The 22,414-nt window shown below is 70.5% G+C and carries 22 protein-coding genes; 13 read left to right on the top strand and 9 right to left on the bottom strand.

All coding sequences use genetic code 11. The annotated features are described in order from the left end of the window. Nucleotides 1–11: 11 nt before the first annotated feature. Nucleotides 12–1,421: a GAF domain-containing protein gene (locus ACIBQ1_RS47345; RefSeq protein WP_397287995.1), complete on the bottom strand. Its 1,410-nt coding sequence runs from the start codon at nucleotides 1,419–1,421 to the stop codon at nucleotides 12–14. Between the two features lie 309 nt (nucleotides 1,422–1,730). Between ACIBQ1_RS47345 and ACIBQ1_RS47340 the strand changes: the two genes are divergently transcribed. The 5 genes from ACIBQ1_RS47340 (at nucleotide 1,731) to ACIBQ1_RS47320 (ending at nucleotide 5,617) form a co-directional block, all read left to right on the top strand. After that, nucleotides 1,731–2,081 carry a YbaB/EbfC family nucleoid-associated protein gene (locus ACIBQ1_RS47340; RefSeq protein WP_185069492.1) on the top strand — a complete coding sequence of 117 codons (351 nt, stop codon included), beginning with the start codon at nucleotides 1,731–1,733 and terminating at the stop codon, nucleotides 2,079–2,081. A gap of 2 nt (nucleotides 2,082–2,083) precedes the next feature. Next, nucleotides 2,084–2,683, top strand: coding sequence for a recombination mediator RecR (recR, locus tag ACIBQ1_RS47335; protein ID WP_185069491.1), 600 nt, complete (start codon nucleotides 2,084–2,086; stop codon nucleotides 2,681–2,683). Next, nucleotides 2,676–3,203, top strand: coding sequence for a DUF5063 domain-containing protein (locus ACIBQ1_RS47330; RefSeq protein WP_355386941.1), 528 nt, complete (start codon nucleotides 2,676–2,678; stop codon nucleotides 3,201–3,203). The genes recR and ACIBQ1_RS47330 overlap by 8 nt, the downstream gene beginning before the upstream one ends. A gap of 84 nt (nucleotides 3,204–3,287) precedes the next feature. Next, nucleotides 3,288–4,562 (top strand): aspartate kinase, encoded by a 1,275-nt coding sequence (locus ACIBQ1_RS47325; protein ID WP_397287992.1) that lies wholly within the window; start codon nucleotides 3,288–3,290, stop codon nucleotides 4,560–4,562. Then, nucleotides 4,559–5,617, top strand: coding sequence for an aspartate-semialdehyde dehydrogenase (locus ACIBQ1_RS47320; protein WP_397287990.1), 1,059 nt, complete (start codon nucleotides 4,559–4,561; stop codon nucleotides 5,615–5,617). The genes ACIBQ1_RS47325 and ACIBQ1_RS47320 overlap by 4 nt, the downstream gene beginning before the upstream one ends. 123 nt (nucleotides 5,618–5,740) lie before the next feature. On the opposite strand, the gene ACIBQ1_RS47315 is transcribed toward ACIBQ1_RS47320, so the two are convergent. Further along, nucleotides 5,741–6,499: a hypothetical protein gene (locus ACIBQ1_RS47315; RefSeq protein WP_397287988.1), complete on the bottom strand. Its 759-nt coding sequence runs from the start codon at nucleotides 6,497–6,499 to the stop codon at nucleotides 5,741–5,743. A gap of 379 nt (nucleotides 6,500–6,878) precedes the next feature. Between ACIBQ1_RS47315 and ACIBQ1_RS47310 the strand changes: the two genes are divergently transcribed. The 4 genes from ACIBQ1_RS47310 (at nucleotide 6,879) to ACIBQ1_RS47295 (ending at nucleotide 10,458) form a co-directional block, all read left to right on the top strand. Continuing rightward, entirely contained in the window at nucleotides 6,879–7,547 is a 669-nt protein-coding gene (locus tag ACIBQ1_RS47310; protein WP_397287986.1) for a TetR family transcriptional regulator, read from the top strand. Nucleotides 7,548–7,616: 69 nt separating this feature from the next. Next, nucleotides 7,617–8,573, top strand: coding sequence for an LLM class F420-dependent oxidoreductase (locus ACIBQ1_RS47305; protein ID WP_397287984.1), 957 nt, complete (start codon nucleotides 7,617–7,619; stop codon nucleotides 8,571–8,573). Between the two features lie 37 nt (nucleotides 8,574–8,610). Further along, nucleotides 8,611–10,029 (top strand): amidase, encoded by a 1,419-nt coding sequence (locus tag ACIBQ1_RS47300; protein ID WP_397287982.1) that lies wholly within the window; start codon nucleotides 8,611–8,613, stop codon nucleotides 10,027–10,029. 75 nt (nucleotides 10,030–10,104) lie between these two features. Then, nucleotides 10,105–10,458: a YkvA family protein gene (locus ACIBQ1_RS47295; RefSeq protein ID WP_397287980.1), complete on the top strand. Its 354-nt coding sequence runs from the start codon at nucleotides 10,105–10,107 to the stop codon at nucleotides 10,456–10,458. Nucleotides 10,459–10,476: 18 nt separating this feature from the next. Here the strand turns inward: ACIBQ1_RS47295 and ACIBQ1_RS47290 are convergent, their stop codons facing one another. From ACIBQ1_RS47290 to ACIBQ1_RS47275, 4 genes are all read right to left on the bottom strand, one after another. Beyond that, nucleotides 10,477–11,673 carry an amidohydrolase family protein gene (locus tag ACIBQ1_RS47290; protein WP_397287978.1) on the bottom strand — a complete coding sequence of 399 codons (1,197 nt, stop codon included), beginning with the start codon at nucleotides 11,671–11,673 and terminating at the stop codon, nucleotides 10,477–10,479. Between the two features lie 162 nt (nucleotides 11,674–11,835). Further along, a complete protein-coding gene (locus ACIBQ1_RS47285) occupies nucleotides 11,836–12,579 on the bottom strand; it encodes a tyrosine-protein phosphatase (RefSeq protein ID WP_397287976.1) in 744 nt (247 codons plus the stop codon). A 10-nt stretch (nucleotides 12,580–12,589) separates the two neighbouring features. Continuing rightward, on the bottom strand, nucleotides 12,590–13,375 hold the full coding sequence (locus ACIBQ1_RS47280; protein ID WP_397287974.1) for an SURF1 family protein: 786 nt from the start codon (nucleotides 13,373–13,375) through the stop codon (nucleotides 12,590–12,592). A 41-nt stretch (nucleotides 13,376–13,416) separates the two neighbouring features. Next, on the bottom strand, nucleotides 13,417–13,884 hold the full coding sequence (locus tag ACIBQ1_RS47275; protein WP_397287972.1) for a winged helix-turn-helix transcriptional regulator: 468 nt from the start codon (nucleotides 13,882–13,884) through the stop codon (nucleotides 13,417–13,419). 58 nt (nucleotides 13,885–13,942) lie between these two features. Here ACIBQ1_RS47275 and ACIBQ1_RS47270 point away from each other — a divergent pair, with 58 nt between their 5' ends. The 3 genes from ACIBQ1_RS47270 to ACIBQ1_RS47260 all read left to right on the top strand — a co-directional run bounded on the left by ACIBQ1_RS47270 (nucleotide 13,943) and on the right by ACIBQ1_RS47260 (nucleotide 16,100). Further along, the gene (locus ACIBQ1_RS47270; protein WP_397287970.1) at nucleotides 13,943–14,458 is read left to right on the top strand and encodes a GNAT family N-acetyltransferase; all 516 of its coding nucleotides are present in this window, start codon (nucleotides 13,943–13,945) and stop codon (nucleotides 14,456–14,458) included. Beyond that, a complete protein-coding gene (locus ACIBQ1_RS47265; protein WP_397287968.1) occupies nucleotides 14,455–15,045 on the top strand; it encodes a TetR/AcrR family transcriptional regulator in 591 nt (196 codons plus the stop codon). The genes ACIBQ1_RS47270 and ACIBQ1_RS47265 overlap by 4 nt, the downstream gene beginning before the upstream one ends. A gap of 95 nt (nucleotides 15,046–15,140) precedes the next feature. Next, the gene (locus ACIBQ1_RS47260; protein WP_397287965.1) at nucleotides 15,141–16,100 is read left to right on the top strand and encodes a 2-hydroxyacid dehydrogenase; all 960 of its coding nucleotides are present in this window, start codon (nucleotides 15,141–15,143) and stop codon (nucleotides 16,098–16,100) included. A gap of 22 nt (nucleotides 16,101–16,122) precedes the next feature. On the opposite strand, the gene ACIBQ1_RS47255 is transcribed toward ACIBQ1_RS47260, so the two are convergent. Next, nucleotides 16,123–16,425, bottom strand: coding sequence for a hypothetical protein (locus ACIBQ1_RS47255; protein ID WP_397287963.1), 303 nt, complete (start codon nucleotides 16,423–16,425; stop codon nucleotides 16,123–16,125). A gap of 187 nt (nucleotides 16,426–16,612) precedes the next feature. On the opposite strand from ACIBQ1_RS47255, the gene ACIBQ1_RS47250 reads away from it, so the two are divergent. After that, nucleotides 16,613–18,004, top strand: coding sequence for a methyltransferase (locus ACIBQ1_RS47250; RefSeq protein ID WP_397287962.1), 1,392 nt, complete (start codon nucleotides 16,613–16,615; stop codon nucleotides 18,002–18,004). Nucleotides 18,005–18,361: 357 nt separating this feature from the next. Here the strand turns inward: ACIBQ1_RS47250 and ACIBQ1_RS47245 are convergent, their stop codons facing one another. Continuing rightward, a complete protein-coding gene (locus ACIBQ1_RS47245) occupies nucleotides 18,362–21,361 on the bottom strand; it encodes a BTAD domain-containing putative transcriptional regulator (protein WP_397287960.1) in 3,000 nt (999 codons plus the stop codon). Between the two features lie 259 nt (nucleotides 21,362–21,620). Next, nucleotides 21,621–22,265, bottom strand: a complete 645-nt coding sequence (locus tag ACIBQ1_RS47240) for a GNAT family N-acetyltransferase (RefSeq protein ID WP_397287958.1) — start codon at nucleotides 22,263–22,265, stop codon at nucleotides 21,621–21,623. Nucleotides 22,266–22,414 lie beyond the last annotated feature (149 nt).

Raw genomic sequence — 22,414 nt, 5'->3', positions numbered from 1 at the left:
CGCCTGAGCGTTCAGGGGCAGAGGCGGGAGCGGGCGGCCGCGGAGCGGGGGTCGGTCGAGGGAAGGGCGGCCAGGCGCTCCAGGACCTCGTAGTCGTCGCGGCCGTTGCAGGTCTGCGCGTACGCCCACAGCTCCTCCGGCGACCCGTGCCGCAGCAGGCACGCGCGTACCTGCGCCTCCAGTTCGTCCCGTTCGCGGCGAATCTCCGGAGACTCCGAGCGGAGCAGCAGCGGGCCCCGGTAGGCGCGGGCCAGCGCGCGCGTGTCGTTCGCCGACAGGTGGCGGCGGACCTCCAGGAAGTCGGCCTCCACCGGGCAGGTCAGCCGGTACGGCTTGGCCGCGATGGCCTCCCCGAGCTGGGCCCGCAGCCGGTGGATCTCCGCCCTGATGGTCACGGGGTTGCCGTCGTCGCCGTAGAGGTGGAACGAGAGCTGCTCGGCCGTCAGGCCGTGCGGATGCAGCGCGAGCAGCGCCAGGATCTCGGCGTGCCGGAGCGAGAGCGGCCGGTCGAGCTCGCCGAACGTGGCCACGGGCTGCCCCTCGCCCAGGAAGGCCAGGGCGAGCGTGGGAGGCGCCGCGGACGGCGTGAGACGCAGCAGGAAGCCGTCGGAGAACGGTTCGAGCACGGCGGCGGACCCGTCCTGGAGTATCACCCGTTGGCCGGACAGGAGGATGCGTTCGCCCAGGGTGCCGGCCGGGTCGCCGGAGAGCACGCGGCCGGTGGACGACAGCAGGACCCCGGGCCGCCCGCGCAGGGACTCGAAGCGGCGGCGCAGGCGCTCGTCGCGTTCGTGCATGCGCAGCGCGAGCTGGGTCTCGGTGAGCTTGGCCGTGGCGGCGACCAGCGCGACGGTGGCGGGGTGGAGGCTGCGCGAGGTGCCGCTGACGTCGACGCAGCCGACGATCAGGCCAGAGTCCGGGTCGGTGATCGGGGCGGCGCTGCACGACCAGATGTGCAGCACCCGCATGAGGTGCTCTTCCGAGTACACGTGCACGGGCTGGCCCGCTTCGAGCGCGGTGCCGATGCCGTTGGTGCCGACCGTGCCCTCGGCCCATTGGTGCCCGTCGGCCAGACCGATCCGGTCTGCCTGGCGCATGATCGCGTGGTTGCCCTCACGCCACAGCACCCGTCCGTCTCCGTCGGTGACGATCAGGACCTCGTCGGCCAGGCTGGAGAGCGTCTGGGCGATGAGGGGCAGCAGCGGCTGCAGGAGATGCGCCTGGCGGATGTCCTTGATGCGGGAGAGGTCGACGACCAGGGGCGCGCTCTTGCCCTCCGGATCGATCCCGGCCTCCAGCGACCGTTGCCAGGAGGCCGTGATCAGGCGGCGGGGCAGCTCCGGCCGCGGGCCGCCGGCCGCCGCCGCTTCGTGCGCTCCGCGTAGCAGGCGCGAGTACGCATCAAGGTGGGCGTAACTCATTGGTCACTCCAAGTAGTCAACAAAGAGCATCCGTCTTATGAGTGGTCCGCGCAAGTCGTTCGGGGGGATTGCAGAGGGTGATTGAATGAACGCAACGTGTGTGCAACGTTCGAGTCGTTAACTTCCTGTACCAACGCGTCGGCGTGGTGCGGCCGCTCCGCCGACGTGCTGGCCGGGTCTCGGACGCTGGAGGGGGGCCGAGATCCGGCCAAAAAACATCCCAGGTAGGGCGGCACCAGTACAGGACGACGCCCAAACCCCGTAGGCTCGTGGCAGTCAAGAACGCGGAGCCACGAGGAGCGCACGACGGTGAACCCAGGGGATGTCAACCTGCAGCAGCTGCTGGAGCAGGCCCAGCTCATGCAGCAGCAGCTTGTGAGCGCCCAGCAGGAGCTCAACGACGCGCAGATCGAGGGCTCGGCGGGCGGCGGCCTGGTCACGGCCGTGGTCAACGGCTCGGGCGAGCTGCTGGAGCTCAAGATCGACCCGAGCGTGATCGACGCCGGGGACGCGCAGGACACCGCGGACACGATCGCCGACCTGGTGATCGCGGCCGTCCGCGACGCCGTCCGCGCGGCCGCCGACCTGCAGCAGGAGAAGCTCGGCCCGCTGGCCCAGGGGCTGGGTGGCGGCGGTCTCGGACAGTTGCCAGGGTTCTAGGCATGTACGAGGGTGTCGTCCAGAATCTGATCGACGAGCTGGGCCTGCTGCCCGGCGTCGGTCCCAAGAGCGCGCAGCGGATCGCGTTCCACCTGCTGGCGGCCGATCCAGCCGACGTCAAGCGGCTGGCGCACGCTCTGCTGGAGGTCAAGGAGAAGGTCCGCTTCTGCCGGGTCTGCGGAAACGTGGCCTCGGAGGAGGAGTGTCGGATCTGTCGTGACCCGCGCCGCGACACCCACGTGATATGTGTGGTGGAGGAGTCGAAGGACGTCGTGGCGATCGAGAAGACGCGCGAGTTCCGCGGCACGTACCACGTGCTCGGCGGCGCGATCAGCCCGATCGACGGCATCGGCCCCGACGACCTGCGCATCCGCGAGCTCATGACACGTCTGGCGGATGGCCGGGTCACCGAGCTCATCCTCGCCACCGATCCCAATCTCGAGGGCGAGGCGACGGCTACCTACCTCGCCCGTCTGGTCAAGCCGATGGGCATCAAAGTGACACGACTGGCCAGCGGTCTGCCTGTTGGCGGTGACCTCGAGTACGCCGACGAGGTGACCTTGGGCCGCGCGTTCGAAGGACGGAGGCTGCTGGATGTCTGACCAGTGGAGTGCGCTGGCGGAAGAGATCTCCGGGCATGCGCAGGACTACGTTGACGGCCTGACCAGGGTCGCGGGCGGCGAGGGCGGCGACGCCATCTGGTCGCTGCTGCTGGTGGAGGTCGCGCAGGTCAGCCTGGCCGGCGCCAAACTCGGGGCCAACCGTGACGTGATCCTCGCGGGCAACTACGAGCCGGCCATGAGCGAGGATCCCGACATCGACGGCGTGCGCACCGCGCTGGCCGAGCGGCTGGGGCCGGTCGACGACTACGCCGAGGTGTTCGACCCGTACAAGGACACCGGCGTCACGCCCTACCGGCTCTCCGACGACCTGACCGCGGTCGCGGCCGACCTCATCCACGGCCTGCGCCACTACCACGCGGGGCGGCCCCACGAGGCGCTCTGGTGGTGGCAGTACTCCTACTTCAACACCTGGGGCAACCACGCGGGCGCCGCGATGCGCGCACTCCAGGCCCTGGCCGCGCACTCGCGCCTGGACGTCGCCGAGGAGACCACCGTCTGATCGTCCAGATAGTGGTACGGCCCATCGGGTTCATGAGAAGCCCCCAGTAGACTGGCACCTCACAGTCCAAACCGGGAGACTCTCGTGGCGCTCGTTGTGCAAAAGTACGGTGGTTCGTCCGTCGCCGACGCGTCCTGCATCAAGCGGGTCGCGCAGCGGATCGTCGCGACGAAAAAAGCCGGCAACGACGTGGTCGTGATCGTCTCCGCGATGGGCGACACGACGGACGAGCTGCTCGACCTGGCCGAGCAGGTGTCGCCGCTGCCTCCGGGCCGCGAGCTCGACATGCTGCTGACCTCGGGCGAGCGCATCTCCATGGCCCTGCTGGCGATGGCGATCGCCAACCTGGGCCACGAGGCCCGTTCGTTCACCGGCTCGCAGGCAGGCGTGATCACCGACTCCACCCACGGCAAGGCGCGCATCATCGACGTGACGCCCAGCCGCATCCGTGAGGCGATCGACCAGGGCAACATCGCGATCGTGGCCGGGTTCCAGGGCGTGTCGCAGGACACCAAGGACATCACCACCCTGGGCCGCGGCGGGTCCGACACCACGGCGGTGGCGCTGGCGGCGGCCCTGCAGGCCGACGTCTGCGAGATCTACACCGACGTCGACGGCGTGTTCACCGCCGACCCCCGCATCGTGCCGGCGGCGCAGCAGATCCCCAGGATCTCGTACGACGAGATGATGGAGATGGCCGCCTGCGGTGCGAAGATCCTGCATCTGCGTTGCGTCGAATACGCCCGGCGGTTCGACCTGCCGATTCACGTGCGCAGCTCGTTCAGCACCAAGGAAGGCACCTGGGTCGTCTCCGACCCTTACACCGAAGGAACCGAGATGGAGCAGCCGATCATCTCCGGCGTCGCGCACGACCGGAGCGAGGCCAAGATCACTGTTGTCGGGGTCCCCGACAAGGTCGGAGAGGCTGCCTCGATCTTCAAAACGCTGGCAAACGCCGAGATCAACATCGACATGATCGTGCAGAACGTCTCGGCCGCGGCCACGGGCCGCACGGACATCTCCTTCACGCTGCCGACGGCCGACGCACAGACGGCGCTGTCGTCGCTGAAGAAGATCCAGGGCCAGATCGGTTACGAGTCGCTGCTCTTCGACGACCAGATCGGGAAGGTGTCGCTGATCGGCGCGGGCATGCGCTCGCACCCCGGCGTCACGGCGACGTTCTTCGCGGCCCTCGCCGACGCGGGGGTCAACATCGAGATGATCTCCACCTCGGAGATCCGCATCTCAGTGGTCGTCGAGCAGGACGGGGTCGACGCGGCCGTGCAGGCCGCCCACCGCGCGTTCAAGCTCGACGCCGACCAGGTCGAAGCCGTGGTGTACGGAGGTAGTGGACGATGAGCAGGCCGACTCTTGCCCTGATCGGCGCCACCGGCGCCGTGGGGACCGTCATGCGCGACATCGTGTCGTCGCGTGAGGACATCTGGGGCGAGATCCGTCTCGTCGCCTCGCCGCGTTCGGCGGGCAAGGTGCTCCAGGTGCGCGGCGAGGACGTCGTCGTGCAGGCCCTCGCGCCCGAGGTGTTCGACGGCATCGACATCGCGATCTTCGACGTGCCCGACGAGGTGTCGGCGGTGTGGGTGCCGATCGCGGCCGAGCGCGGCGCGATCGCGATCGACAAGTCGGGGACGTTCCGGATGGAGCCGGACGTGCCGCTGGTCGTGCCCGAGGTCAACCCGCTCGACGCCCGCAGCCGGCCGCGCAACATCATCTCGACCCCCAACTGCACGACGCTGTCGATGATGGCGGCGATGGGGGCGCTGCACGCCGAGTTCACGCTGACGGAGCTGGTCGTCGCCTCCTACCAGGCGGTGTCGGGTGCCGGCGTGGCGGGTTCCGCGCGGCTCTACGACGAGATCGAGGCGCTGGCGGGCGACCGTACGATCGGCCAGGCGGCCGGCGACGTACGCAAGGTGCTGGCCAACAAGCTGTCCGACGACTCGCCGTTCCCCGCGCCCATCGCGTTCAACGTGGTGCCGTGGGCCGGCTCCTACAAGGACGGCGGCTGGGCCTCCGAGGAGCTCAAGCTCCGCAACGAGTCCCGCAAGATCCTCGGCATCCCCGACCTCAAGGTCTCCGCGACCTGCGTGCGCGTGCCGGTGATCACGACCCACTCACTGGCCGTGCACGCGCGGTTCGAGCGCGAGATCACGGTCGCCGACGCGCACCGCGTCCTTGAGGCGGCGCCGACGGTGGTCCTCATGGACGACCCGGCCAACGGGGTCTTCCCGACGCCCCTCGAGGTGGTGGGCAACGACCCGACCTACGTGGGCCGCATCCGTCAGGCGGTCGACTTCCCCAACACGCTCGACCTGTTCGTGTGCGGTGACAACCTGCGCAAGGGCGCGGCGCTCAACGCGGCGGAGATCGCCGAGCTGGTCGCGGGCGAGCTGTAGTCCCGTCCGGATGGTGTGACGCCGTGCGTTCCGCACGGCGTCCGCCGTCCGGGCTGTCCGGGTGGTGTGACGCCGTGCGCTCCCCGCGCGGCGTCCCGTCACCGGTTCTGTCACAGGGCCCTGTCACCGGAAAAGGATGTCCCAGTGGTCGCTCTCGTCGGCGAAGATCGTGCCTGAGCCGGAGCGGTAGAGCCGGGAGCCGTCGCTGCGCACGCCGGCCTTCGCGTGGTTGCGCGTGATGTGCCGGTCGATGCAGCCGTTGTGGGAAATGTCGAGCTTGTAGCCGTTGCCGTGGCTGTACTGGCCGGACGCGTGGCCCGCCTCCGTGCCGCCGGTCACCATGATCGGGCAGCCGCTCTCGCGCTTCAGCTCGATCATCCGGGCGATCGTGCCGGTCCGCACCGAGTCGAGCGACGTGCAGTGGTGCACGTGCTTGCTGGAGCAGTTGCCGGTCGACTTCGTCCGCACGCCCCCGCTCCTCAGCCAGTCGGTGGCCAGGGCGTGGGACATGTGCATGGCCCCGAAGCGCGGCAGGACACGCGTCAGATCGACTTCAGCGCGCCTGTGCGCCGCGCGCGGCCGGATCCGGGCGATCCTTGCCACCCCGGCACGTACGCGGCTCTTCGCGGCTCTGGCGGCCGTAGATCGCACTGCCATCGACGGCGGGTCGATGACCGCGAGCTGTGCGGGCCGTCGCAGGCGGGCCGTCGTCCAGTCCTCGGCCGGCTCCTCCGCCGACCGGTCCTGGGTGGCGGCCGATCCGCCAAAGGGCCAGTCCGGCGTGGCGGCGACCGTGTCACCGGCCGCCATGAGCCGTTCGAACCCCCAGGGCCCGTCCGGGCGCGGCCCGGCCTCGTACTCCGAGTCGTCGGGTCCGGCCATGTTCTGGCTGTCCGGCCCAGACGTCCCATCGGGGTGGGTGGCGGCTGAAGCGGCCGAGGCCAGCGCGATTATGGTTATCTCAATGCCGAGCAGTGCGACTACAGCGAGGCGCACTGTTCCACGTATCCACATGTCGATGCCTTTTCGCGGAAATAGCCCTTCCGCCTGAAACGACAATCCCACCTTTCACAGGAGATAACTCATGCCGCAGGTGCAACTTTGCCTTGTGGCGGTGATCACCGTGCGGCTACATGACCTTGGACTGGAAAACCTGCTAACTTGGACTGCTGCTATGGGCCTGACTCAACACAACAGACGGACAGCAGCCTGATGAGCGGGTTTTCTGCTCGACGCCCCTTCACGACGTAAAGTGACGAACGTGTCCGAAGCCCGAAACCGAGGATCGGAGAGCACCCGAGACGTCATCGTCGAGACGGCATTGCGGTTGTTCAGGGAGCGCGGTTTCGACGCGACCACGATGCGTGCCATCGCCGCCGAGGCCGGGGTGTCCGTGGGCAACGCCTACTACTACTTCGAGAGCAAGGAGGCGTTGATCCAGGCGTACTACGACCGCGCCCAGGCCGAGCACGAGGAGGCCTGCAGGGAGTTCCTGGCCACCGAGACGTCGTTCGCGGCCAGGCTGAGCGGCGTGCTACGCGAGTGGGTACGCGTTTCCGAGCCCTACCACGAGTTCGCCGTGAAGTTCTACAAGCACGCGGCCGAGCCGACCAACCCGCTGAGCCCGTTCAGCAAGCAGTCCTCCCCGGCCCGTGAGGCCTCCATCGGGATCTACCGGCAGGTCGTCGAGGGATCGCGCGACCGCATGAACGCCGAGCTGCGCGAGGAGCTGCCCGAGCTGCTCTGGCTGCTGTCCATGGGCATGGTGCTGTTCTGGGTGCACGACACCTCGCCGGGCTGCGCGCGTACGTACCGGCTGATCGAGGTGACGGTGCCGCTGGTGGACCGGCTGGTCGGGCTGTCGCACCTGCCGGGGCTGCGGGGGATCACGAAGGACTTCATCGCGGCGGTCCACGAGTTGCGAGCCTAGGACGCCATACCGGTCGGTTGGTAAGGTGAGCGTGGCCGAGGCTGGCTCGGAGGCGCTTGGAGGCCGCGCATGAGCAACTGGGGCATGACCATCCCCTTCTACGACCGCCCGCTGTCGAAGTCGCGGGAGCTGATCGCGGAGCTGCCCGGGCTGGGCTACACCGACGCGTGGTCCGCCGAGGTCAACGGGGCCGACGGGTTCGTGCCGCTGGCGATGGCCGCGCAGTGGGCGCCGGGGATCAGGCTGGGCAGCGCCATCGTGCCCGTCTCGACGCGCGGCCCGGGGCTCCTGGCCATGTCGGCGGCCACGCTGGCCGACCTGGCGCCCGAGCGGTTCGTGCTGGGCATCGGCGCCTCGTCGCCGGCGATCGTCGAGCGGTGGAACGCGGGGCGCTTCGACAAGCCCTTCGCGCGCACGCGCGACACGCTGCGCTTCCTGAAGAAGGCGCTGGCCGGGGAGAAGGTCTCGGAGACGTACGAGACGTTCGCGGTCAAGGGGTTCAAGCTGGAGCGGGCCCCCGAGCTCCCGCCGAAGATCGTGCTGGCCGCGCTGCGGCCCAGGATGCTCCGCCTGGCCGCGGAGGAGGCCGACGGCGCGATCACGAACTGGCTCTCGCCCGACGACGTGCGCAAGGTGCGCGCCGAGATCGGGGAGGGCACCGAGCTGATCGCCCGCCTGTTCGTCTGCGTCAGCGAGGACACCGACCGCGTGCGCGAGATGGCCAGGTGGATGCTGGCCACCTACCTGACCGTCCCGGTGTACGCCGCCTTCCACGACTGGCTGGGCCGGGGCGAGGCGCTGCGGCCCATGCACGAGGCCTGGCAGGCCGGCGACCGGCAGGCGGCGCTCAAGGCGATCCCCGACGAGGTGGTCGACGCCCTGATCGTGCACGGTGACGCGGCCACCTGCCGGGCCAGGATCCAGGAATACGTGGACAACGGGCTGGACACCCCCGTTCTCGCGCCCATCCCGGGCGGTGAGATCTCCATAGAGCAGGCCGTACGCGAGCTGGCCCCCAAGGCGTAGCTCCCCAAGGCGTGGCTCCCCGAGCGTAGGAGGGTGCATGGACGACGTGCTCAGGCTGGACGCGGTCGGCCAGGCGCAGGCGGTCAGGGACGGGCAGTTGACGGCCAGGGAGCTGGCCGAGGCCGCCATCGCCCGCATCGAGGCCCGCGACGGCGAGCTGAACGCGGTCATCCACCGACGTTTCGAGCGGGCGCTGGCGGAGATCGACTCCATTCCCAAGGAGGCGCCCTTCCGCGGCGTGCCCATCCTGCTGAAGGACCTCGGGTGGCGCGAGTCGGGCGAGCCCTACAGCGCGGGCTCGAACGTGCGCGACGGCGTCGAGCCCGGCGTGGACGGCTACGGCGTCGTGAGCCTGCGCGAGGCCGGTTTCGTGCTGCTTGGGCGGACGAACACCCCGGAGTTCGGCAGCACGATCACCACGGAGCCGGTGGCGTTCGGGCCGACCCGCAACCCGTACGACCCGGCATACTCGGCGGGCGGCTCAAGCGGGGGCTCGGCGGCGGCGGTGGCGGCCGGGATGGTCGCGGTGGCCACCGCCAGCGACGGCGGCGGCTCGATCCGCATCCCCGCGTCCCTGTGCGGCCTGGTGGGGCTCAAACCGACGCGTGGGCGCGTGAGCCTGGGCCCGGTCATGGGGGAGGGGTGGAGCGGGTTCTCGTGCCCGGGATTCGTCACCAGGACCGTGCGCGACACGGCGGCGGCGCTCGACGTCGTGTCCGGGCTGCGGCCCGGCGACCCGTACGACGCCCCCGCGCTGCCCGGTCCGCTGGCCGGCGAGGTGGGCAGGGAGCCGGGGCGGCTGCGGGTCGGGTTCGTCACGAGGCATCCCAACGGGGCCGTGCCCGAGGTGCCCGCGCTGACCGAGGCGGTGACCAGGGCCGCCGCGCTGCTGGAGTCGCTCGGTCACGACGTCGTGCCCGGCGGCCCCAGGGCGCTGGCCGAGCCCGAGTTCGCCCAGCGCTTCGGCGCCATCGTGGCCGACAACCTCGCCGCGCACGTGGACAGCCTGGGCGAGCTGCGCGGCGAGCCCGTCCGGCCCGAGGAGCTGGAGCCGCGAAACGTCGCCATGCTCGGCGCCGCCCGCACGCGCAGCGCGGCCGACCACATCCTGGCCACCCAGTGGGTGGACGGCTACCGCCGCCGCATGGCCGCGTGGTGGAGCGCGGGCCACGACCTGCTGCTGATGCCCTCGCTGGGCGTCGAGCCGTTCCCGCTGGGCTGGATCCCGCCGGAGGACCTCAGCGTCGCGTTCGGGCGGACGGCGCACGCCGTGGCCTTCACCTCGCCGATCAACGCGACCGGGCAGCCGGCCATCTCGCTGCCCCTGCACACCACCGAGGCCGGCCTGCCGGTGGGCGTGCAGCTCGTGGCGGCGGCCGGGAGGGAGGACCTGCTCGTCCGGGTGGCCGCGCAGATCGAGCAGGCCAGGCCGTTCGAGCACGCGGCGCTGCGCTGATCCTCCTGGGCGGTCAGGAACTCGTGGCGGTCCCGACGCGTTATGTCGTGAGAAGCCGGGGGTAGGGGGTTCCTCATGATGGCGAAGGCAGCACGGACGGCGGCGGCCTGGCGGACTTACCGCGAGGTGACCAAGCCGGGGTCGCCCGGTCTGATGACCAGGGTCCGGGCGATCCCGCGGATGGTCGGCGCGGTCATGCGCGGACAGTACGCGGGCATGGGCAAGAGCAGGCTCGCCCTGCTCGGAGTCGGCGTGGTCTACATCCTGTCACCCGTCGACGTGGTGCCCGACTTCCTGATGATGATCGGCGTGGTCGACGACTTCGGCGTGTTCCTGTGGCTCGTCGCCACGCTGCTCGGCGAGAGCGGGCGCTTCGTCGAGCACGAGCGGAACGTCATCCAGGCCAGGCCGGTCGAGGAAGAGGGCTAGATCCGGGCTGGATCCGGGCTAGATCTCCTCCATCCGCAGCCAGGCGCGTGAGGGCAGCGGGTGGCCGAAGAGGCGGGCCGCGTTGCCGTAGGCGACCCTGGCGATGTCGGCGGGCGGGAGCGTTCCGAGATTGCGGGCCACGGACTTCTGCGTGTCGGGCCAGGTCGAGTCGGAGTGCGGGTAACCGCTCGCCTGCAGCACGTGGTCGAGCCCGACCGCGAGCCGCACGCCCGACAGCGCGTGGTCGTCGAGCGTGCCGAAGAAGAAGTTGCGGCGCAGCACCTCGCTGGGCTTGAGCCCGCCCTCCCACGACGCCTCGCCCGCGACCGGGTGGTCGAGGGCGTAGTCGGCGCGCTCGGCCAGCATGGGCAGCCAGCCCACGCCGCCCTCGACGATGAGGATGCGCAGCGAGGGGTAGCGCAGTGGCACGCCCGACCAGAGCCAGTCGGCGCAGGCGAACATCGCGCTGGTCGGCATCAGCGTGGTGATGGCCTCGATGGGCGTGTCGGGCGAGGGCACGGGGGACCACGACGAGTCGCCCGCGTGCAGGGCGATCACCGTGCCGGTCTCCTCGCAGGCGGCGAAGAACGGGTCCCAGTGGCCGGAGTGGATCGACGGCAGCCGCAGCCGGGTCGGGAACTCGGGGAAGACGACGGCCTTGAAGCCGCGGGCGGCGTTTTCGCGGATCTCCTTGGCGGCCACGTCGGGATCGGGCAGCCACGGGAGTTGCAGGCCGATGATCCGCTCGGGGTAGGTGCCGGCCCAGACGTCGATGTGCCAGTCGTTCCACGCCTTGACCAGGGCCAGGCCGAGCTCCTGGTCGCGGGTCCTGGCGAACGGCATGCCGGACTGCCCGGCCAGCATGCCGGGGAAGCAGAGCGCGGCCCAGATGCCCGCCACGTCCATGTCCTGGACGCGGGCCTCGATGTCGTGGCAGCCGGGGCGCATGTTCTCGAACCTGATGGGGTCGAGCGTGCGCTGCTCGCGGGGCAGCCCGGCGCCCACGTCGATGCCGGCGCACGGGTATGTGGCCCCGCCGTAGCGCCAGACCTGGTGACCCGCCTCCGTCTCCACGACCTTGGGCGCGACATCCGCATATTTCTCCGGCAACCGGCCTTCGAACAGGTCGGGAGGCTCGATCAGGTGATCGTCGGCGGAGATGATCACGTAGTCGCGCCGCCTCGGGTCAGGGTCGGGGAGCAGCGGCGTAGTCACGCAGGTAACCGTACGACGGCTGGATAACGTCGAACAAGCTGCGACGTATCCGTTGGGTATCCGAGATCTTTGACCCGGGACCGCCAGGAGGGGGGCGGCGGGCGGTCCCAGGCCAGGGATGGGCCGCTCACCTGGACGCAGCAGGTGGGACCCGGCCTGCCACTACCCAGCAGAACCAGGTTCAGTCAGCAGATGGCCGCGTAAATCGGAGATGGTGGCGAGGGAAACGTTCAGGACCTGTGTGACATACGTCTCGATCGAGCCGTGCCGCGCCTTGAGGTCGTCGATGAACAGGCGCATGGCCTCCGCGGGCGCCAGGCCGAACCCCGCCCACATGGGCGCGTCGGGGTGCCTGGCGCGCCAACTGCTGATGAACTGCTCGGTGGCCAGCCCGGTGAGCGCGTAGTCCGCCACGATGTCGTCCTCGCCCACGCCCACCAGCGACAGGACGAGCGCGGCGAGCACCCCGGTGCGGTCCTTGCCGGCCGCGCAGTGGATCACCACGGGGGCGTTGTCGGCCCGCGCGATCGTCTCCAGGGCGGTCCTGAGGTTGTCGACGCCGTCCTCGGTCACCTCCAGGTAGCGGTCGGCGAAGAATCTCGCGACCCCGCTCTCCTCCTTGTAGGTCGTGATGTCCCAGCGGCGGCCCTCGATGGGCAGGTTGTGATAGCTCTGCCCCTCGGCGTCCGGGACGCGGCCCCCCTTCTCGATCTCGGACGCGTGTCGCAGGTCGATGACCGTGCGTATGCGCAGCTCACGGAAGGTCTTGAGATCGTCCCCAGCCAGCCAGCCGAGCGCGTCGGCCCGGTAGAGCCGTTGCCATTGGACCGCGCGCCCGTCATGGGCGGCATATCCACCTACGTCGCGGAAGTTGAAGATGTTGGCGAACTCAATGTGGCGGATCACCCTCCACACCTTAATCGGCGGGGGTGACAGACTCCTTGGACCGCTCCGCGGCCTTCCGCTCGGCCACCTCGCGGCGGATGAGCAGGACCCACCCGGCCAGCGCGATGCCGATGAACAGCCACCACTGGACCCCGTACGCGAGGTTGAGGCCGCCTCCCGCCCCCACGTCGGGCGCGGGCACCGGGGCCGGCGCCGCGGCGGGCGCGGGCGCCTGCTCGGTCAGCTCGACGTACCCGCCCACCAGCCGGTACGGCAGCCCCTTCCCGATCTTGTCGGCGTTGATCAGCAGCACCTGCCCGGCCGGCAGCCCGGAGCGCTCCCGGATGCCGCTGGATTCCTCGGTCTCGCTGAGTCGTAGCCGCCCGGTGACATTTACCTGTCCAGTGGGTGGAGCGGGCACCTCGGGCGTGGCGTCGGCGGTGGCGGCTGCCTTGACCCAGCCCCTGTTCACGATCAGCGCCGTGCCGTTGCCGGTGACGAGGGGCGTCAGGACGTAGAACCCGGTCTGCCCCTCCTGGGGGCGCCTGCGTACGAGGAGGGCGTGGGCCGGGTCGTACGTGCCCGAGACCGTGATCTTCCTGAACCGGTCGACCTCGCGGACCTGCTGCCCAGGGACCGCCAGCCGGTCCAGCGGCACCGGCGCGGCCTCGATGTTGGCCGTGACCCGCTCGCTGTTGGCCGACCGCTCCTCGAAGCGTCCGAACTGCCACCGCCCGAGGAACACGAAGGCGGGGATGACCAGCAGCACCACCACGTGGAGCGCGAGCCATCGGGGCGTCAGCAGGAACCGGTACACGCATCAAGACTAGGCACCGGAGGGGGTGCCCCTTCACGCGCCTATGCGCTTCTGAGCTGGGCCCCCGACCCGGGCGTCCGGGTCACCTCGCGCGGCCCGCCCACCTCGTGGCCGTCCGCGCACCGGAAATGCTGCTCGATGGGGGCCCCGCAGTCGCGGTGGGTCAGCAGCACCGCCGGCCCCTCCTCGTCCGCCATGTACTTGTCGCCCCAGTGCATGAGCGCGACCAGGAGGGGATAGAGGTCGCGGCCCTTGTCCGTGAGCCGGTATTCGTCGCGCTGCCGCTGGCCCGGCTCGCGGTAGGGCTCCTTGCGCAGCAGGCCCTCGTCGACCAGCCGGGCGAGCCGGGCGCTGAGCACCTGGCGGGGGGCGCCGGTGATCGCCTGCATGTCGGCGAACCTCCGCACGCCGCTGAACGCCTCGCGCAGCACCAGGAAGGTCCACTTCTCCCCGACGATGTCCAGGGTGCGCTCGATCGAGCAGTTGTTCACCCGGAAGGGAACGTTCATTGCTGCATTATATCTGAGTTCATTTGACAGACCCAGCACTCGCGGGCAGGCTGAGTCTATGCAGGGAACCCAGATCCGCCCCGCGCGCCCGGACGACGAGGAACGGATCAGACGTTTCCTGACGGGGCTGTCGCTGCACACGCAGACGCTCCGCTTCTTCACCGGCATCAGCGTTCCCGCCCCCGGGCTGGTGCGCACGCTGCTCGCGCTCGACGAGCGCCGCGACGCGCTCGTCGCGACCGTCGAGGGAGGCGAGATCGTCGGCCACGCCATGAGCTTCCGGGGCGGCTGCGCCGACGTGGAGGTCGCCGTGGTCGTGTCCGACCCGTGGCAGGGCCGGGGGATCGGGCCGGAGCTGATCGGCAAGCTGCTGCTCAGGGCCTCCGTGCGGGGTGCGCGGACCGTGGGCATGGACGTGCTGGGGGAGAACCGGCGCGTGCTGAGGCTCGTCCGCCGCCTCTGGCCGGACGCCGAGATGAAGGTGACTTCCGGATCGGTGGAGGTGACCGCTATGATCGATCCGCTCGGCCTATTTGCGGAACAAGGTTCTGTTGGCACACCATTGACAGCGTGAAGAGTGCCAAGAACGGACGCGACGGCCGGACCCGCATCATCGAGGGTGCCCTCCGCCGCTTCAGTCAGGACGGGGTCTCGGCCACCACGCTGGCCAGCCTCCGCGAGGAGAGCGGCGTCAGCGTCGGCAGCTTCTACCACCACTTCGCCAGCAAAGAGCACGTCTTCGGCGTGCTGTACGCGGAGATCCTGACGGCCTACCAGGCCGCGTTCCTCGCCGAGCTGGTCAGCCACGAGGAGGCCCGCGACGGCATCGAGGCCGTCGTGGCCTTCCACATGCGATGGGCCGGCGAATATCCGGAGCGGGCCAGGCTGCTGGTCAGCGAGCGGCCGCCGCGCAAGCACGAGCCGGGCGGCGCGGAGGTGGCCGAGGCCCGGCGCGCCTTCTTCCGCCAGGTGTCCGACTGGTGGCGGCCGCACATGAAGAACGGCCTGCTCCAGCCCGTCCACCCGACCATGTGCTACGTGCTGTGGCTGGGGCCGGCGCAGGAGATGTGCCGCCTGTGGTTCGCGGGCGCCCACACGCCCACGGAAGAGGAGATCCAGGGTTTGGGCGCCGCCGCCTGGCAGAGCCTCCGCCAGCAATGACGGTCCCCTGAAAGGGGCCTGCCGCCGCAGGACGGGGCCTGTACCAGCGCGGGGAGCGATGATCCGGGTACGGTCTGTGGTGTTATTGTCCACTTGTGACTCGACCTCGGGCGCTGGCACTACCCGCTTTGCCGGAGAGCGCGCTCGCCCGCTTGGGCGAGGTGGCCGACCTGGCCGAGGTTCCCGCGCGTCCCAGCCTCGGCTTCACCGACGAGCAGCTCGCCGACCTGGTCATCGAGACCGGCGCGACCGTGCTCATCACCGACGGCGACCAGGTTCGCACGTCGGTGCTCGCCCTGCCCCTCGACGTGGTGGCCGTCATGGGCCCGACCACCAGCGTGGACCTGGCGCTGGCCGCCGAGCTCGGCGTGACCGTCCTGCACGCCGCCGACCGTGACCCCGAGTCGGTCGCGGAGCTCACGCTCGCGCTGATGTTCGCCGTCAGCCGCAACATCGTGGCCGCCGACCGGGAGATACGCCAGGGGCGCGTCGGCAAGGTGCCGCCCGCCCAGCGCCACCGCGGCCGGCGGCTGACCGGCCGGACGTTCGGCATCGTGGGCCTGGGCGGCGTCGGCAGGGCCACGCGCTGGCGGTGCGAGGGCCTGGGCATGCGGGTGATCGCCTGCGACCCGTTCGTGCCCGAGGCCACCCACACCCTGCCCGCCCTGCTGGCGGAGTCCGACGTGGTGTCGCTGCACGTGCCGCTGACCGCGGAGACGCGGGGCTTCTTCGGCTACCCGGAGTTCGGCGCGATGCGGCCGGGCTCGATCTACCTCAACACCTCGCGCGGCGCGCTGCACGACCTGACGGCGCTGGTTGACGCGCTGCGCCAGGGACGGGTGGGCGGTGCGGGGCTCGACCACTTCGAGGGTGAGTGGCTCGATCCGGCCCACCCCCTGACGGGGCTCCCCAACGTGGTGCTGACGCCCCGGCTGGGAGAGGCCACGGGGGAGAGCCGGGAGGAGCTGGCCGGGACGCTGGTGGACGACATCGCCCGGCTGCTGCGCGGCGAGCGGCCCGCCCACGCCTGCGCGCCCGCGCTCCCCTTCGTCTGACCCGCCGGACCGCGTGGGGTCGTCACGCGGGCTGGCGGAGGCGGGCGTGGACGCGCCAGCTCGCCCGGTCGAGTGAGATGTCCAGTCGCAGGTCGCCGCGGTGCCTGCGCAGACCGGGCACGCGGACCCGGTCGTGCACGTCGAACCTGCCTCGACACGGATAGCCGAACCCCAGCTCACCCGGGAGCACGCGCAGGTCGTCACGGTTGCCGCAGTGCGGGCACGTCCAGGACACCAGGTCCATGCCGCGGTTGTAGTCGGAGCAGGCACGGAAGTATTCGTCGGGGCCGAACCGGGACTCGCAGGCCAAGCAGGGGATCAGCATGGGTCCGCTCCTCGGGGCGACGTGGTGACTTCCCTAGAGATACCGCTCATCACTTGTCCGCCGCTTGCAGAACGCTTGGGCGCCTAAGTAACAGTATGAGCACACAAAGCGACGAGCTGAAGGCGGGGGACGGTAGCTCGCGTGACCGGCGGAGCCTCGTGAGGGTCTGTGGTGAAAGGATGGACTTGTGGAACGACTGCGCCATCACCTCCTGGAGACCGACTACACGATCGACGGCGTCCGCGAGCGGCTGGGCAGCATGGCCGCCTCGGCCCTGGCCAGGGAGGAGCTGGTGCCGGCCCTGCGCGCCACCGCCGACCTCGATCCGCTGGCGGCGTTGATCAGGCTGTGGTGGCTGGGCGTTCCCGTCCCCCTCGCGTCCGTCCCCGCGGAGGTCCTCGACTCGGGGCTGGTCAGGGTCGACGGCGACCAGGTGAGCGCGACCGCGCACCTGCAGCCCTGGGAGACCGGCGGCTACCTCGTCTCCGACCGCAAGGTGCGCCCCGGCGACCCGGCGCTGCGCCCCGATCACGTGGTCGGGGCCGGCGGCGCCTCGGCCAACCTGGCCCAGCTGGTCACCCGCCGCCCGGTGGGGCGCGCTCTCGACCTCGGCACCGGCTGCGGCGTGCAGGTGCTGCACCTGGCCGGGCGGGCCGAGCACATCGTGGCCACCGACGTCAATCCGCGGGCCGTCGAGCTGGCCAGGCTGAGCTGGGAGCTGTCCGGCGTCTCTGGCGTGGAGGCGCGTACGGGGTCGATGTTCGAGCCGGTCGAGGACGAGCTGTTCGACCTGATCGTGAGCAACCCCCCGTTCGTCATCGGCCCGGGGGGCGGCCTGACCTACCGCGAGGCCGGCGGTGACGGCTTCTGCCGCGATCTCGTACGCCGCACGCCCGCCCACCTCAACCCCGGCGGCCAGGCCCACTTCCTGGCCAACTGGCTGCACGTCGAGGGCGAGGACTGGCACGACCGCGTGGGCGGCTGGCTACGCGAGACCGGCTGCGACTCCTGGGTGGTCCAGCGCGACGTGCAGGACCCGGCCGAATACGTCGAGCTCTGGCTCAGGGACGCCGCCGAGCAGGGCACGAAGGCGTACGCCGAGCACTACGACCGCTGGCTGGCCTGGTTCGACGAGCGGAAGGTGGAGGGCATCGGGTTCGGCTGGATCACCATGCGCAACTCCGGCACGCTCGACCCGGTCGTCCGCGTCGAGCACCTCGACCACCCGGTCTCGCTCCCTGTCGGCGACTACGTCGACTCCGTGCTCGACGCCGTCGCCACCGCCCACCGCGCCAAAGAGCTCGACTCGGCGCTCCTGCGGACCGCCGACGGCCTGCTCGACGAGCGCATCGGCCTGCCGGGCGCGGAGGACCCCATCCGCATCGTGCTGCGTCAGACGCAGGGCCTGCGCCGCAGCAGGGAGGTCGGCACGGTGGAGGCCGCGCTGGCCGGTGTCTGCGACGGCGAGTTGGCGCTCGGCCCTTTGCTCAACGTGATCGCCGAGCTGGTCGGCGACGGCGAGATCCTCGACTCCCACGCGGTCAGGCCGCTGATCGCGGAGGGCTATTTCCTGCTTTAATCGGCCGTCAATTGGACGTTGACAGCTGGGGTGGAGGCTCATGGCCAGGACACGGACCCCGGGGGGTTCGAGGGCCGTGTCAGGTCCGGCCGGTCGTCTAGGTGAGGCGGCTAGCCGTTACGCGGAGCATCCGGATAACCGGGCCCCCTAGCGACGCGTGGCGGCGACAGATGACCGGCCGGGCTGCATCACCGACACATTCGTGACGGCCTGATCGACAAGAAACCTGCTCATCAGACTGCCGCCCTACGGTCGTGGCTGGTCGATCGTAGCGGCAGTCCATATAGCAGGTTTCTCATCGAAAGGACAGCCTTGATCAACCATGTGTGGATGACACGTCTGGACGACGAGCTGTACTCAGGACTCGACGACGGCCCCTTTGACGGTCTCGGTGGCGAGGACGGTGTCGATCAGGGCCTTGAGATCTCCGGCCTCGGGAGCGCCGAGCCGGGAGAAGATCTCGAACGCCTGCCGTAGGCACTCCAGGCTCCTGGTCGCGCTGCCCAGACCGCGCAGCGCCCTGCCGAGCACCGTGAGCGACAGCGCCTCGCCGTACGGGTGGCCGATCTCGCGGGAGACCACCAGCGCCTGCTCCGCGTGGCGCACGGCCTCGGGATAGCGCTCGGCGGCGATGAACGTCTCGGCCAGCCTGGAGCAGACCCGCTGCTCCCAGACGCGCTGCTTGCTGGCCCGGAAGAAGGCCAGGCACTCGGCGTGGTGGTGGACGGCCTCGGTGAGCCGGCCGACCCGGGACAGCACGATGCCGAGGTGGTAGCGGGCGCGGGCGGTGCCGGCGCCGCTGCCGATCTCGGTGAACAGGGCCAGCCCCTTCTCCGCCGCCGCGATCGCGTCCGCGGGGCGGCCGAGCCCCAGGTGGTCGCGGGCCGAGTAGCTGAGCACCAGCGCCTCGCCGGCCGGCACGTCGTTCGCGCGGTAGAACCGCATCGCCGCGTCGAACAGCTCCAGCGCCTCGATGTGGCGGCGCTGCCTGCCGACGACGACGGCCAGGGCGTTGAGCACCTCGCCGGTGACGATCTTTTCGCCGTGGGCCGTGGACAGCTCGTGGACGACCCTGAAGTGCTCCTCCGCCGCCTTCAGCTGGTTGTCGGCGAACAGCACGCGGCCGAGCACGTACCGGCTGCGCAGCTCGGTCGCCTGGTCGCCGAGCCGCTGCGCGGAGTTCAGCACGGCACGCGTGCCATGGGCGAACTCGCGCGTGTGCGTGCCCGCCTCCAGCAGCGGCTCCATCGCCACCAGCAGGTCGCCGGCGGGCAGCAGCTGCTCGCCGGCGACGGCCGACGCGGCGACCTGGTTGATGGCCGCGAACAGCGAGTCGCCCTCGGCGATCAGCCAGGCCACGGCCTCGTCCACGCCGGTGAACGAGAGCCCCTCGCTGATCGTCACGATGTTGGCCGGGATCATGCTGCCCTCGTAGGCCAGGCTGTGCGCCGACTGGGCCGAGGCCAGGTAGAAGCCGAGCAGCCGGTGCAGCGCCAGCGCCCTGGCCTCGGGCTGCTCGGACTTGTCCAGCTCGCGCCTGGCGAACAGCTTGAGCAGGTCGTGGAAGCGGTAGCGGCCGGGCGCGGGCGCCTCCAGCAGGCTCGCGTCCACGAGGGACTCAAGCACGGACTCCGCCTCGAACCGGCTCACCGCCAGCACGGCCGCCGCCGCCCCCGTGGAGATGTCGGGCCCCTTGGGCAGCGACAGCAGGCGGAACGCCCGCGCCTGGGCCGGCGCCAGCTGGCCGTACCCGAGCGCGAACGTGGCCTCGACGGCGAGGTTGCCCACGCGCAGCTCGTCGAGGCGGCGCTGCTCGTCGGCCAGCCTGGGCACGAGCGAGGCGACCGTCCAGGAGGGCCGCGCGGCCAGCCGGGCCGCCACGATGCGCACCGCCAGCGGCAGGAACCCGCAAGCGGCCACCACGTCCATGGCCGCGCCGTGCTCGGCGGACACGCGCTCGGCGCCGGCCACCGACGCGAACAGCGACAGCGCCTCGCCCGGCTCCATCACGTCGAGGTCGATGAGCCGCGCGGAGGGCAGGTCGGCCAGCTTGCCGCGGCTCGTCACGATGGCCGCGCACCCGGGCGAGCCCGGCAGCAGCTGGAGGACCTGCTCGGCGTCGCGGGCGTTGTCGAGCAGCACGAGGATGCGGCGGTCGGCGAGGATCGACCGGTAGAGCGCGGCGCGTTCGGGCAGGCCGTCCGGGATGACGTCCGGCGGGATGCCGAGCGCCCGCAGGAACCCGCCGAGCGCCGACTCGGGCGCGGTCGTCTCGTCGGTGTAGCCGCGCAGGTCGACGTAGAGCTGGCCGTCGGGGAACAGGTCCTCTGCCAGGTGCGCGACGTGCACGGCCAGCGCGGTCTTGCCCACGCCGCCGATGCCGGAGATCGCCGCCACCGGCACGCCCTCGCCAGACGACTGCGCCGACAGCAGCGTGCGGAGCCGTACGGCGACCTCCTTGCGGCCGGTGAAGTCGTTGACGGCGGCGGGGAGCTGCGCGGGGCGCGGCAGCTGGGGCGCCCGCGGTTGCTCCGGCTCCTCCGCCGGCTCCTCCGCGGGGATCTCGGCGGCGGCCAGCGTGGGGTCGGCGGCCAGGATGCGCTGGTGCAGCGCGGCCAGCTCGGGGCCCGGCTCGATGCCGAGCTCGTCGATGAGGGCCTCGCGCGTCTCGGTGAACACGTTGAGGGCGTCGCCCTGCCGCCCGCACCGGTAGTAGGCCAGCATGAGCTGGGCGCGCAGCTTCTCGCGCAGCGGGTGGTCGGCGGTGAGCGCGATCAGCTCGGAGACGACCTTCGCGTGGTTGCCCAGCTCCAGGTCGACGTCCATGAGCGCCTCGACGATGCTGATGCGGCGCTCGACCAGCCGGTCGCGCTGGTGCTCGGAGTAGGGGCCGACGGTCCCGGCCAGCGGCTCGCCCTCGAACAGCGACAGCGCCTCGCGCAGCCCCTCGGCGGCCTCGCGCAGCCGGCCGCCCTTGCGCGCGCTCTCGGACTCCTGGACGCCGCGCTCGAAGCGGATCAGGTCGAGCGAGCCGTCGGGCAGCCGCAGCGCGTAGCCCCTCCCGATGGACGTCAGCAGCTCCGGGCGGGAGCGGGCGGGCCGGTCGGGCTCCAGCACCGTACGCAGTCGGGAGACGTAGGTGCGCAGGGCGCCCAGGGCCCTCGGGGGCGCGTCCTCGCCCCAGACCGCGTCGATCATCTCGTTGGGAGTGACCGCATGGCCCTCGCGAAGCAGCAGCATGCCCAGGATGGAACGCTGCAGCGGGGTGCCCAGATCGAGTTCCTGGCCGTCACGCCAGGCGCGGACAGGACCGAGCACGGCGAACCTCAGCCCGCTCTCGACGCTCTGACCAGCCATGCCGTATGTCTCCCAGCCCAATGGATCGTTTTGTTGCCAAATGATAGATCCAACGTCGTTTGTCACCTAGATTCCGGACTGATCGTTAAATGTGGCGTTGATCCGTCCTTGATCCGGCGTTGAGCGCGTCCCTGGATGCTGATGGTCGGCTAGGCATGACCCACACCGCGGGGGCGCGTGTCATGTAGAGCACCTGCAGGCAGAAAAAAATACGGCCCCGCCCGAACTTTCTTGGGGCGGGGCCGTGGTGGACAGGTTCTCAGGCCGCCTCGACCAGTCCGAGCCGCAGGGCGAGCCGCTCGCGCACGAGCGGCCATTCGGAGCTCAGGATCGAGTAGAAGGCGGTATCTCGGACCGTGTTGTCGGCGCCTCGGCTATCCGCTCGTCGCACCCCGTCGAAGTGTGCGCCGAGGGCCTCGATGGCGGCCCGGGACTTGATGTTGCGGACGTCTGCTTTGAGGGTGATGCGGTGGACGTTCCATGTCTCGAAGGCGTGCGAGAGCATCAGGAACTTGCTCTCACGGTTGACACCCGTGCCCTGGGCACTGGCGGCCAGCCAGGTGTAACCGATGTCCGCCACGGACGGGATCTCGCCCACCGCACCGCGTGTACCCGGCGGCCAGGGCATGGGGCCCTGCCAGTACTCCAGGTGCATGAGACGGGTGGCACCGACCACGCGGTCGGTGTTCAGCCACCGGATGGCGAAGGGCATGGAGCGGCCCTCCGCCTGCTCAGCCATGGCGGCCTCCACATAGGAGACCATCTCGTCCCGGCTTTCCGGGACACGAGTGAAGGCGTATGTGCAACGGTCTTCACCCGCCGCGGCGACGAGATCATCGATCACCGCGAGGCTGAGAGGTTCCAGGCGCACGGAGCGCCCGGACAAGGTGACAAGAGCGGGCATGAGCACATGATGGGGGGAAGCGGGGGCGCACGTAACCATGCAGTTAGGAAGATCTTTTGCAGGTTTCTGCAGACAGGGTGTTGCTGCAGGTCAGCGGCCCCTTTTGAGGGATGGTAAACCCGCCCTTGGGGAAAGATTCGCCTAACTGT

The organism is Nonomuraea sp. NPDC050153 (assembly GCF_044460125.1).
Classification (GTDB): Bacteria; Actinomycetota; Actinomycetes; order Streptosporangiales; family Streptosporangiaceae; genus Nonomuraea.
Note: the sequence above shows the minus strand (reverse complement) of the source record. Positions and strands in the feature narration are given on the sequence as shown.